Annotated in this window: 8 protein-coding genes; 4 read left to right on the top strand and 4 right to left on the bottom strand. The window is 69.7% G+C overall.

Annotated elements, in window-relative coordinates; translation table 11 throughout:
* The 4 genes from RSA25_RS16640 to RSA25_RS16625 form a co-directional block, all read right to left on the bottom strand.
* Positions 1-317 (bottom strand): hypothetical protein (locus tag RSA25_RS16640; RefSeq protein WP_332809957.1); only part of this gene is annotated, 317 nt, incomplete at its 3' end.
* An 89-nt stretch (positions 318-406) separates the two neighbouring features.
* Positions 407-3,202, bottom strand: coding sequence for a TonB-dependent receptor (locus tag RSA25_RS16635; protein ID WP_332809956.1), 2,796 nt, complete (start codon positions 3,200-3,202; stop codon positions 407-409).
* Between the two features lie 181 nt (positions 3,203-3,383).
* Complete coding sequence (locus RSA25_RS16630; RefSeq protein WP_332809955.1) at positions 3,384-4,046, bottom strand: TonB family protein; 663 nt, start codon at positions 4,044-4,046, stop codon at positions 3,384-3,386.
* A 226-nt stretch (positions 4,047-4,272) separates the two neighbouring features.
* Positions 4,273-5,007: an SIMPL domain-containing protein gene (locus tag RSA25_RS16625; RefSeq protein WP_332809954.1), complete on the bottom strand. Its 735-nt coding sequence runs from the start codon at positions 5,005-5,007 to the stop codon at positions 4,273-4,275.
* A gap of 129 nt (positions 5,008-5,136) precedes the next feature.
* Here RSA25_RS16625 and RSA25_RS16620 point away from each other — a divergent pair, with 129 nt between their 5' ends.
* The 4 genes from RSA25_RS16620 to tldD form a co-directional block, all read left to right on the top strand.
* Positions 5,137-5,721, top strand: a complete 585-nt coding sequence (locus RSA25_RS16620) for a Maf-like protein (protein ID WP_332809953.1) — start codon at positions 5,137-5,139, stop codon at positions 5,719-5,721.
* Positions 5,714-7,201, top strand: coding sequence for a ribonuclease G (gene rng, locus RSA25_RS16615; protein WP_332809952.1), 1,488 nt, complete (start codon positions 5,714-5,716; stop codon positions 7,199-7,201). The genes RSA25_RS16620 and rng overlap by 8 nt, the downstream gene beginning before the upstream one ends.
* 45 nt (positions 7,202-7,246) lie before the next feature.
* Complete coding sequence (locus RSA25_RS16610) at positions 7,247-11,122, top strand: YhdP family protein (RefSeq protein ID WP_332809951.1); 3,876 nt, start codon at positions 7,247-7,249, stop codon at positions 11,120-11,122.
* Positions 11,123-11,175: 53 nt separating this feature from the next.
* Positions 11,176-12,462, top strand: a 1,287-nt coding sequence (gene tldD, locus RSA25_RS16605) for a metalloprotease TldD (protein ID WP_332809950.1), incomplete at its 3' end; no start/stop codon positions are given.

The following is a 12,462-nucleotide window of genomic DNA, read 5'->3' as shown; positions in this document are numbered from 1 at the left end:
CGCGACAGAGCCGGCACTCGCAAGGCTTCATACGCTGCGACAACGGAACCCCGCAGATGGGCGATGGACCATTTTTTTGTATTTTCATCTAAGGGGTTCTGCCGTTGCGGCGCATGAATCCTTGCGCGTGCCGGCCTGGTCGCCGCAGCACTGTCTGTTGGTCGGTGGTTGTTGAGATCAACGATGGCGGTGGGATGCCGGCCAGCGGCCGGCACTACCGCGTTGGCCCTTTCGTTGCGCACCGCCCAAGCCAGGAACGCATCGCACTCGCGCGCATCCGCACTTGCGCTGGCATAACGCGCCTGCACCGGCTGCATGTCCCGCCGCCGCACGGCGGAATCAAGGCACGCACGCAAACAAAAAGCCCGGGCAGTGCCCGGGCTTTTCGTTCCCACGTGCGGCTACATCAGTTGAAGGTGTACTTGGCACCGACAGTGAAGTAACGGCCGATCGCGCCGCTGAAGTGCAGCGGGTTGTAGTTCACGCCACCGTAGGTGGTCGGATCCAGCGGAGCGATGCGGTCGAACACGTTCTGCACCGAGGCGTTCAGCTCGAAGGCTTCGGTGACGTTCCAGCGGCCGGACAGGTCGAACGTGGTGAAGGACGAAATCTTCTTCACCGGCTCGCCGTCTTCGTAGAAGGCCTGGTAGTCGCCACCGCGCTTGTCGGTGTTCTCCATCTTGGCGATGTAGTTGGCCACGCCGCTCACGCTCCAGTCGCCCTGCTTCCAGGTCGTACCGAAGTTCACGCGGTCCTTCGGCGTGCCGATGCAGTTGGTCACGTCGCAGTTGCCGTGCGTGCCGGCATAGTCCACCGTCTCGCCGCCTTCGGTACGCTCGAACTTGAGCACGTGGCTCCACTGCAGATCCATCTCCAGCTGGCCCGGGCCCAGGTCGAAGGTCTGGCGGATATCGGTATCGATACCGCGCACACGCGACGAGTTGGCATTCACGTAGGCGGTGTTGACCGCCAGGATCGAGCCGCTGCCCGGCACGCCATTGAGCAGGTTCGAATCACGCAGCACGTTGCCGGCCGCGATCGCCGCAGCCGTGCTGCCCTGGGCGATTTCGTTGGTGCGCTTGATCTGCCACGCATCCACCGTCAACGACGTCGAGGACGTCGGCTGCATCACGATGCCGAAGGAGTAGCTCTTGGACTCTTCCGGCTTCAGGTCCTTGTTCGGACGGGTGATGATCGCCACCTGGCGCGCCTGGCAGTCGGTGGTGGCACCGGTGATGCCGCAGCGGACCGGATCGACCGCGTTGGAGAAGGCGGCCAGGCCACCGTCACCGTTTTCGGCCGGGTTCGGCGCGCGGAAGCCTTCGGCATAGCTGGCACGCAGCGCCAGCCAGTCGGTCGGGGTCCACTTCACGCCCAGCTTCGGCGTGGCCTTGCCTTCACCGCTCTCGTACTTGTCGTAACGCACGGCCGCGCTCAGCTCCAACTGCTCCAGCACCGGCGCGGACAATTCGGCGTAGCCGGCGTACACGTTCTGGGTGCCGTCGTAGGCCGAGTAGCCCAGGCCGATGATGTCGCCCTGGTCGGTGTAGGTCTGCGGGGTCAGGCTGTTGCTGGTCTTGCGCCACTCGGTACCCATGGCCAGGCCGAGCGGGCCGCCCTTGAGGTCCATCAGGCTGCGCGAGACGGTGAAGTTGAACATGTCCAGGCTGGACTTGGCGCTGGCGCTGATGGTCGGGGAGATGTAGTCATACAGCGCCTGCGAGTTCAGGCCGGCGTTGTCGCCGATCCGCCACACGCCGCCCGGGCAGGCCGGGTTGCCCAGCGCGCAACGCACCGCGCTGTAACGCAGGAAGCCGGTGCGCTTGTTGAGCAGTTCCGTACCCGAATGCAGGTAGGCGGTGTCGTAGCTCCAGTCGCCCCAGTTGCCCTTCACGCCGAACAGCACGCGGTTGAACTCGTTGGTGTTGTTGGTGACACGGCCACCCACGTCCCACGCCGAGTAGCGGATGCGCGCGGCCTGGCCCTGCAGCGGGTTGTCCGGATGGGTCGGGCCGAGCACGGTGGCGCCGGCGCCGCTGTTGGCGTTGACCGGACCACCCGGGTAGCCCCAGCCGCCGGACACGCCGGAGGGCGTGTTGGAGAAGGTGGTTTCCTTCTTGGAGTAGCCGATCTCGGTGTAGAACTCACCGCCCTCGCCGAAGGCGAAGCTGGCGCGGCCGAACACGTTGACGTACTTCTCTTCCGGGCTCAGGTCGCGGAACTGCTGCGCCGGATCCCACAGGCAGCCTTGTGCCTGCGCGGTGGCGTCGGTCTGGCCGGGGATGGTGGTCAGCCCGGCGCAGCCGGGCAGGGCGATCAACTGGCCGGCGGTATTGAACACCGAGCCGTTCGGGCCGGTGCCGCCGGCGGTGCCGCCGTTGAGGTAGGCGCCGCCGAGGAACTGCGCATCGCTGGCCGCATAGCCCCAGCGACGGGTGTCACCGGTGCCGATCCACTTGCGGTTCTTGCGGTCGCTGATCTTGATCGCGTCGGTCTTGCCCACGTCCAGGCTGAAGAACGCATTCCAGCCATCGCTGTTCAGATCGCCGGTACCGGCGGTCAGGGTGGCCTTCTTGGCATCGCCGTCGCCGTCGCCGGAGACGCCGTAGGAGCCGCGCAGCACCGCGCCCTGGAAGTCATTGCGCAGGATGATGTTGACCACGCCGGCGATCGCGTCCGAGCCGTAGATGGCCGAGGCGCCGTCCTTGAGGATGTCGATGCGCTCGACCGCGTCAAGCGGGATGGTGCTCAGGTCGGTGAAGACCTTCTGGCCGTCATCGGCCAGGCCGTAGGTGGCCATGCGGCGGCCGTTCAACAGCACCAGCGTGGAGCCGGCACCCAGGCCGCGCAGCGAGATGCCCGCGCCGCCGCCGGCAAAGCCGTTGCCGAAGGTCTTGGGGATCGAGCCGGCGCCGTCGGCGGTCAGGGTCTGCAGGTACTCGGCCACCGTGGTCTTGCCGGTGCGGTCGATTTCCTGGCGGGTGACCACCTGGACGGGGGAGGGGGTTTCGGTATTGGTCCGGGGGATGTTCGACCCGGTGACCGTGATGCGGTCAAGGTTGGTGGCCTGCTCCTGGGCGAAGGCGGAGCCGGAGGCCAGGGCGCCGGCCAGCAGCATCACGCTGCCGCTGAGGGCAAGGGACACGGAATGGGCCAGGGTATTGCGGCGGCTGCTGTTGAGCCGTTGGATCGGGTGTTTCACAGCTTCTCTCCTGACTGGGAAAACCAACGATGACGATGGATCGGCACCAAATGAGTGACGACCGCGACAATCTAGGTTTCTGACAGGTGACGGAGGTGTGAAAAATTGCTTAATTCGTAACGTTCTGTATCAAAGCGGTCCGGGCGGGGCGCCGAGCGGGTCGGCGCCCCGGTCCGATGCCTCAGTCCGGCAGCGAGAAGCTCACCGGCACCAGCCCGTCGGCGGGCACCAGCTGGCCGTCCACCTTGGCCGGCACGAACCGCCAGTGGCGCAGCACCTGCTGGCGGGCGGCGGTGTCCAGCGCCCGCGAGCCGCTGCTGCGCTCGATCACCACGCTGGAGGCGCTGCCATCGGTCTCCACCCGGACCCGCAGCAGCACGGTGCCCTGTTCGTGGTTGCGCAGGGCGGCGATGGGGTAGGCCGGGGGCGGGGCGTTGCGGTACTGCAGTTGCACGCCTTCACCGGCGCCCGACGGGGGCGGGGTCGGCACCGGCACGGCCAGGGTCGGGGTGGTCGCCTCGGCGGCCTGCAGCGGCTGCACCGCGAAGGTGTCGGTGTCGGCCGCGGTCGGCGGCGGCAACGACTGCGGCGGGGTGACCTGGCGGGTCACCACCGGCGGCGTCTTGGGCAGCGGCTCGATCATCGGCGGCGGGTCCGGCGGCTTGGGCGGGTCGACCACCCAGCGGGCGGTGATCCGTTCGGACTTGGCCGGCGCGGCCACGTAGGCGGCGGGGATCAACAGCAACATCAGCGCCAGGATGTGCAGGGCCAGCGCCGTGCTCCAGCCGAGCACGCGGGAAACGTCGAGTTGCAGCGGGACAACCTTGGGGTGCGAACGGACCATGCTCCACTCTCCTTGCCATGTGTGCGGGAACATCAACGTGCGTGCGCGGCCCGTGGGGTTGGGCAATGCAGCCGAGGCGCCGATGGCGTAGGGCGGAGCCGCGCAATGACAGCAATACCCGAGCCGGGCACGGGCCGGAAGTCAGGGGCGCTGTGGGTGTTTGGCTGGCGCTCAGGAAAGCGCGCAGGGGCCGCCCGGCGGGCGGGCGGCCAGGGGCGGGGCGGGCTCAGCGGCCCAGGTCGAACACCACGTCCAGGTTGACCGACACCGACGACTCGCCGGGCGAGACCGGGGTGGAGATGTCGGCGGCCATCGGCGCGGCCGCCGCGCGCATCATCACCGGGCGGAAGTTGCCGCCGCCGTTCTCGGAGATGCTCACGATCCGGCGCACGCGCAGGCCCAGCGACTTGGCGTAGGTCTCCGCGCGGGCCTGGGCCTTCTTCAGCGCGGCCAGGCGGGCCTCGTCGTACACCGGCTCGGGCTGGTCGATCTCGAACTGCGGGCCGTTGATCTGGTTGGCGCCCTGCGCGGCCAGCGCGTCCAGCACCTTGCCCAGCTTGGCGATGTCGCGCACCTTCAGGCTGACCGTGTTGCTGGCCTGGTAGCCGGTGATCTTCGGCGGCTCGTTTTCCACGTAGCGGTACTGCGGGTTGAGGTTGACCCCGCTGGTCTGCACGTCGCGCTCGGCGATGCCGGCGTCCTTGATCGCGGCCAGCACCTTGACCATCTGCTCGGCGTTCTGGCGCATGGCACTGTTGCCGTCCACCGCCTGGGTGACCACGCCGGCCGACAGCGTGGCCACGTCGGGCACGCGCTTGGCCTCGGCGTTGGCCGAGATGTTGAGCAGGGTGCTGTCGGCCGCGACGGCGACGGCGGGCTGGGATTGGGCTTGGGCGGTCATCGAGGTTCCCAGGGCGAGGGACAGGGCAAGCAGCAGCGGGGACAAAGACGGGCGGCGCATGTGGATCTCCTTGTGAAGGCGGCAGGGTGGTGTCGGAGCGATGAACGCCTCGTGAGCTTTTCCGGGGTCGATCACGATTCGATTGCGTTGCTCGCGATTCAGACAGGGGTCGCAGGTTATGCTTCGGCGATGCTTTATCTTGCCTCCCGTTCCCCCCGACGTACCCAACTGCTCGCGCGCCTGGACCGACCGTTCCGCGCGCTGGACCTTGAGGTGCCTGAAGTCCGCGCGGCCGACGAATCGGCCGTCCACTACGTCCAGCGCGTGGCCGCCGACAAGGCGCGGGCCGGGTTGGCCCGGGTGATCGCCGACGATGCCGCCGCGGTCGTGCTGGGCGCGGACACCGAGGTGGTGCTGGAGGGCCGGGTGTTCGGCAAGCCGGCCGATGCCGCCGATGCAGCGGCCATGCTGCGCACGCTGGCGGGGCGCACCCACCAGGTGATGACCGCCGTGGCGCTGGTGGGGCAGGGCCGCGAGGAATCGGTGCTGGTGGTGTCCGAGGTCAGCTTCATCGACCTGGACGAGGCCGCCATCGCCGCCTACGTGGCCACCGGCGAACCGATGGGCAAGGCCGGCGCGTACGCCATCCAGGGCGGCGCCGAACGTTATATCCGCCACCTGGCGGGAAGCTATTCGGGTGTGATGGGCTTGCCCCTGCAACAGACCGAGCAGTTGCTGCAGGCGTTTGAACCGAAGGGAGTCGCCCATGTCTGAAGAAATCCTGGTCAATGTCACCCCGCGCGAGACCCGCGTGGCCGTCATCGAGAACGGCATGCTGCAGGAGCTGCACATCGAGCGCGGCTGGCGCCGTGGCGTGGTCGGCAACATCTACAAGGGCAAGGTGCAGCGGGTGATGCCGGGCATGCAGGCCGCCTTCGTGGAGGTGGGCCTGGAGCGCGCCGCCTTCCTGCACGCCAACGACGTGATCCGGCCGGCCCCGGTGGCCAGCGCCGATACCGAGGGCACCACGCTGCCGCCGCCGTCGTCGGTGCCGATCGTGGAGCTGCTGCGCGACGGCCAGGACATCGTGGTGCAGGTGGTCAAGGACCCGATCGGGACCAAGGGCGCGCGCCTGACCACCCAGATCAGCATTCCCTCGCGCTACATGGTGCTGCTGCCGCAATCGAAGGTGGTGGGCGTGTCGGCGCGGATCGAGGACGAGGGCGAGCGCGCCCGCCTCAAGGCACTGGTGACCGAACTGTCGGCCCAGCACGGCGGCTATGGCTACATCGTGCGCACCAACGCCGAAGGCCAGCCGGCCGAGGCCATCGCCGAGGACGTGGCCTACCTGTCGCGGGTGTGGAACGTGGTGGAGCGGCGTGGTCGCGATGCGGCCCCGCTCAGCGTGATCTACGAGGACCTGAGCCTGCCGCTGCGCTCGGTGCGCGACCTGATCCGCAAGGACGTGGACAAGGTGAAGGTGGATTCCAAGGAAACCTTCACCCAGCTGCAGGCCTTCGTGGCCAAGTACATGCCGGTGCTGGCCGAGAAGCTGGAGCTGTACGGCGGCGACCGCCCGATCTTCGACATGTTCGGGGTGGAGGACGAGATCGGCCGCGCGCTGGACAAGCAGGTGCCGCTCAAGTCCGGCGGCTACCTGGTGATCGACCAGACCGAGGCGATGACCACCATCGATGTGAACACCGGGTCGTTCCTGGGCCAGCGCAACCTGGAAGAAACCGTGTTCCGCACCAACTTGGAAGCGGCCCAGGCCGTGGCGCGCCAGCTGCGGCTGCGCAACCTGGGCGGCATCATCATCATCGACTTCATCGACATGGACGATGCCGAGCACCGCCGCCAGGTGCTGCGCACGCTGGAAAAGGCGCTGGCGCGCGACCATGCCAAGACCACCGTCTACGACTTCTCCCCGCTGGGCCTGGTCGAGATGACCCGCAAGCGCACCGTGGAGAGCCTGGAGCGGCAGCTGTCCGAGCCGTGCCCGGAGTGCAGCGGGCGCGGTTCGATCAAGACCACCGAGACGGTCACCTACGAGATCTTCCGCGAGATCACCCGCGCGGTGCGTCAGTTCGATGCGGCGCGCCTGCTGGTGATCGCCTCGACCAAGGTGGTGGCGCGCATCACCGACGAGGAATCGGCGGCGGTGGCCGAGCTGGAGGAATTCCTCGGCAAGAGCATCCGCTTCCAGGCGGACGAGCAGTACCTGCAGGAGCAGTTCGATGTCGTGCTGCTCTGAATCCCGCCCGCTGGCGCGCCCGCGCGCCGGTGCCTGCCTGTCCCGATGAGCACGCCGCTCCGACTGCGACTGCGAAGGATTCGCCGCCATGCCGTCTACGCCATGGCGATCCTGCTGGTGGGCGTGGCCGTGCTGGTGGGCAGCGTCAGCCAGCTGCTGCCGTTTGCCGAGCGCCACCCGGACAAGGTGGCGGCCTGGCTGAGTGCGCGTGCCGGGCAGCCGGTGCGGTTTGACCACCTGGATACCGCCTGGACCCGACGCGGGCCGCTGCTGGGGCTGAAGGGCCTGCGCATCGGCGAAGGGCAGGGCATCGCCATCGGCGAGGCCGACGTGCTGGTGTCCATGTATGCAGGGTTGCTGCCGGGCCATTCGTTGACCGAGCTGCGCCTGCGCGGCCTGGCCCTGGTATTGCAGCGTGCCGACGATGGCCGCTGGTCGGTGCGCGGCCTGCCCGAAGCAGGCAGCGGCGATCCGCTGGACGCGCTGCGCCGGCTTGGCGAGCTGCAGGTGATCGGCGGCCGCCTGCGCGTGGAGGCGCCCTCGCTGGGCGTGCAGGCCGAGTTGCCGCGCATCGACCTGCGCCTGCGCGTGAACGGCCAGCGCCTGCGCGTGGGTGCGCGTGCCTGGGCCGACAGCGCCGGCCAGCCGCTGACCGCGGTGCTGGATTTCGATCGCCGCCGGGGCGATGGCCAGGCCTGGCTGTCGGCCGAGCCGGCCGACTTCCGCGCCTGGTCGCCGCTGCTGGAGGTGGCCGGGGTCTCGCTGCAGCAGGGCACCGGCCGGTTCAATGCGTGGGTGGACCTGCGCGACCACCGCCCGGTGATGGTCACCGCCGATGCCGACCTGCAGGACCTGCGCCTGCGCGGCGCGCCGCTTGCCGGCAGCCGCCCGGAACTGCAGCTGGACACCCTGCAGCTGCGCGCGCGCTGGCGCTGGGTGCAGGGCGGCTGGCGCGCCGATGCGCCGCGCCTGCGCATCGGGCTGGCCGGCAACAGCGAGGTGCAGCGCCTGGACGGGCTGCTGCTGGCCGGCGGCCAGCACCTGGCGCTGGCCGGGGAAAACATCGACGCCACCGCGCTGCTGCGCGGGCTGGCCCTGACCGACCGGATCGATCCCAACCTGCGCCAGTGGCTGCAACGCGCGGCCCCGCATGCGCGCATGACCCAGGTGCGCATCGCCGGCGAGCGCGGTGGCGCGCTGTCGATGCAGGGCGAACTGGCCGACATCGGCTTTGCACCGGTCGGGCACGCCCCCGGCCTGAGCGGGGTGGGCGGCCGCTTCAGCGGCGACGCCGACGGCTTCGCGCTGGCGCTGCGCCCGGACCGGGTGATGCATTTCGACTGGCCCACCGGGTTTGGCCAGCGCCACGACGTGCGCCTGGCCGGGCAGCTGGTGGGCTGGCGCGACGAGGCCGGCGGCTGGCGCTTCGGCACCCCGGCGCTGCGCGTGCAGGGCACCGACTACGCCGCCGACGTGCGCGGCAATGTGTGGTTCCAGGGCGATGGCACGCGCCCGTGGCTGCAGCTGGCCGCGCGCATCGACGATGTGCCGATGACCGCCGCCAAGCGCTTCTGGATCCACTCCCAGATGAGCAAGGGCGCCACCGACTGGCTGGACGCGGCGCTGGTGGCCGGGCAGGTGCGCAACGGCGTGGGCCTGGTCAGCGGCGACCTGGACGACTGGCCGTTCGACCGCAACAACGGCCGCTTCGAGGCTACCGGTCACATCACCAACGGCACCATCCGTTTCCAGCACGACTGGCCGGCGATGGGCAAGGTGGATGCGGACATCGCCTTCATCGGGCCGGGCTTCGAGCTGCACGGCCGCGGCGACCTGGCCGGGGTGGCGGTGAACCATTTCGATGCCGGCATCGTCGATTTCGGCCAGACCCCGCTGTACGTGAAGGCCACCACCCAGGCCGAGACCGGCGCCCTGCTGGCCATGCTCAAGCAGAGCCCGCTGCATGCCACCTACGGCGACACGCTGGACAACCTCACCGCCAGGGGCCCGGCCAAGGTCGGCTTCGACCTGCTGCAGCCCCTGCACGCCGACCAGCCCGGCGGCCACCTGCAGGGCACGGTGGACCTGGAGGGCGTGGCCCTCACCGAGAAACGCTTCAACCTGGCCTTCGACGGCATGCGCGGGCAGGCCCGCTACAGCCGCGACGGGTTCGATGCCAATGCCCTCGGCGTGCGCCACCTCGGCCAGGACGGGCAGCTCAGCCTGCGTGCCGGCGGCTACGTGCGCGACCCGCAGCAGGCCTTCGAGTCGGAACTGGTGGCCTCGATGGACGCCGGCCTGCTGCTGGACCGCGCCCCGGAACTGAACTGGCTCAAGCCCTACATCGACGGCAATTCGCGCTGGACCATCGGGGTGACCCTGCCCAAGGTGGCCGCTGGCGCCAAGACCGAACCGCCCACGCTGCTGACCCTGCGCTCGGACCTGGTGGGCACCCGCCTGGACCTGCCGGCGCCGCTGGACAAGGCGGCCGGCGTGCCGCTGGCGACCACGGTCAACGCGCAGCTGCCGATGGGCAGCGGCCGGGTCGAGGTGGCGTTCGGCCAGCGCCTGGCGCTGGCCGCGCGCACCCACAACAACCAGACCGGGGTGCAGGTCACCCTGGGCAGCGACAAGGTCGACCGCGAGCCGCCGGCCAGTGGCCTGGCCGTGAACGGTCGCAGCGGCTCGCTGGATGCGCTGGACTGGATCGCGCTGGCGCGCGGCTCCGACGGCGGCGATGACAAGGACCCGATGCCGCTGCGCCAGGTGGATGTGCAGGTCGGCCAGCTGCTGCTGGCCGGCGGGGTGTTCGCGCAGACCCGCCTGCAGCTGCGGCCGTCGCCGTCTTCGGTGGAGGTGCGCCTGGATGGGCCGTCGCTGGCCGGCACGTTGAGCGTGCCCAATGCCGACGGCGGCACCATCGTGGGCAAGCTCAGCCGGGTGCACTGGCAGTCGCTGCCGACCCCGGCCAAGGTGCCTGCCGACGGCAGCCTGATCGCCCTGCCCAGCGACGCCACCTTGCCCGCGCGGGTGCAGGCCAGTGCCAATGACACCAACCCGGCGAAGATTCCGCCGCTGGCGCTGGATATCGAGGACCTGCAGTTCGGCAAGGCCCGGCTGGGCCAGGCGGTGCTGCGCACGCGTCCGTTCGGCAATGGCCTGAGCGTGGACCAGCTGCAGTTCCGCGCGCCCAAGCAGGCCATCGACATCCAGGGCCGCTGGCTGGGCATGGGCGATGCCGCGCGCACCCAGGTCAACGTGGAAGTGAAGAGCGAGGATCTCGGCGGGCTGATGCAGAACCTGGATTACGGTGGCCAGCTGCGTGGCGGGCAGGGCCAGATCAGCCTGGACGCCGGCTGGCAGGGCGGCCCGTCTGACTTCCAGCTGGGCGCGCTGCAGGGCCAGATGCAGGTCCATGCGCGCAACGGCCAGCTGCTGGAACTGGAGCCCGGCGCCGGCCGCGTGCTGGGCCTGCTCAGCGTCACCCAGTTGCCGCGGCGGCTGATGTTCGACTTCCGCGATTTCTTCTCCAAGGGCTTCGCCTTCAACCAGGTGGAGGGCGTGCTGGCCTTCGGCAATGGCATGGCCACCACCGACAAGGTGCTGATCGAGGGCCCGGCCGCCAACATCAGCATCCGTGGCCAGACCGACCTGCGCCGCCAGCAGTTCGACCAGACCATCGACGTCAACCCGCGCGCGGGCAACCTGCTGACCGTGGTCGGCGCGGTCGCCGGCGGGCCGGTCGGCGCGGCGGTCGGCGCGGCCGCCAACGCCGTGCTCGGCAAGCCGCTGGGCGCGATCGGCGCCAAGACCTACCGCGTCACCGGGCCCTGGGCCGAGCCCAAGGTCGAGGTGATTGACCGTGACGACGCCCCGCCGCCGCGGCCGGCACCGGCCGCGCTGCCGCCGCCGGTGCGCTGACCCCCATTCCGCGCCCGGGTTGCGATCGCGCCCGGCGCCCTCAGATAGATGACATGACCGACAACGCCCTGACCCTCGCCAACGACCGCCTGCTGCTGCCTGCCGGGCTGGACGCCGGCACCCTGGACCGCACCTTCGGCACCCTGCTGGGGCCGGGCATCGATTTTGGCGATCTGTACTTCCAGCATGCCCGGCGCGAGAGCTGGAGCGTGGAGGACGGCATCGTCAAGGACGGTGCGCATTCGATCGAGCAGGGCGTGGGCGTGCGCGCCATCGCCGGCGAGAAGACCGGCTTTGCCTATTCCGACGACATCCACCACGAGGCGCTGCTGGCCGCGGCCCAATCGGCGCGCGCGATCTCCCGCGAGGGCGGGGCGCAGCAGGCGCGCTCGCTGGTGCGCGGCCACGGGCGCACGCTGTACCCGGCACTGGACCCCATCGATGGCATGGGCAACGAGGCCAAGGTGGAAGTGCTCAAGCGCCTGGACCGCTACCTGCGCGCGGCCGACCCGCGCGTGCAGCAGGTGATGGTGAGCCTGTCCGGTGGCGTGGACACGGTGCTGGTCGCGCGCAGCGACGGCGTGCTGGCCGGCGACATCCGCCCGCTGGTGCGGCTGAACGTGCAGGTGATCGTGGAGCAGCATGGGCGCCGCGAATCCGGCTATGCCGGTGGCGGTGGCCGTTACAGCTATGCCGAACTGTTCGCCGACGACCGCCCGGAACGCTTCGCGCGCGAAGCGCTGCGCCAGGCGCTGGTCAACCTGGAGGCGATCCCGGCCCCGGCCGGGGTGATGACGGTGGTGCTGGGCCCCGGTTGGCCCGGCGTGCTGCTGCACGAAGCGGTCGGCCACGGCCTGGAAGGCGACTTCAACCGCAAGGGCACCAGCGTCTATGCCGGCCGCATCGGCGAGCGCGTCGCTGCGCCCGGGGTGACCATCGTCGACGACGGCACCCTGGACGGGCGCCGCGGCTCGCTGAACATCGATGACGAGGGCCATCCCACCCAGTGCACCACGCTGATCGAGGACGGCATCCTGGTCGGCTACATGCAGGACTCGCTCAACGCGCGCCTGATGGGCGTGGCCCCGACCGGCAACGGTCGCCGCGAATCGTTCGCGCACATGACCATGCCGCGCATGACCAACACCTACATGCGCGCCGGCCAGCACGATCCGGAAGAGATGATCCGCTCGGTGAAGAAGGGCCTGTACGCGGTCAATTTCGGCGGCGGCCAGGTGGACATCACCAGCGGCAAGTACGTGTTCTCGGCCACCGAGGCCTACCTGATCGAAGACGGCAAGGTGACCGCGCCGGTGAAGGGTGCCACCCTGATCGGCAAC

Source organism: Stenotrophomonas sp., from assembly GCF_036662295.1.
Classification (GTDB): domain Bacteria; phylum Pseudomonadota; class Gammaproteobacteria; order Xanthomonadales; family Xanthomonadaceae; genus Stenotrophomonas.
This window is presented reverse-complemented; position numbering and strand designations above follow the sequence as displayed.

Bases quoted from the DNA above. Each gene is read 5' to 3' on its own strand.
- RSA25_RS16610 (WP_332809951.1), top strand. From the start codon at position 7,247: ATGAGCACGCCGCTCCGACTGCGACTGCGAAGGATTCGCCGCCATGCC.
- RSA25_RS16620 (WP_332809953.1), top strand. From the start codon at position 5,137: ATGCTTTATCTTGCCTCCCGTTCCCCCCGACGTACCCAACTGCTCGCG.
- rng (WP_332809952.1), top strand. From the start codon at position 5,714: ATGTCTGAAGAAATCCTGGTCAATGTCACCCCGCGCGAGACCCGCGTG.
- RSA25_RS16630 (WP_332809955.1), bottom strand. From the start codon at position 4,046: ATGGTCCGTTCGCACCCCAAGGTTGTCCCGCTGCAACTCGACGTTTCC.
- RSA25_RS16625 (WP_332809954.1), bottom strand. From the start codon at position 5,007: ATGCGCCGCCCGTCTTTGTCCCCGCTGCTGCTTGCCCTGTCCCTCGCC.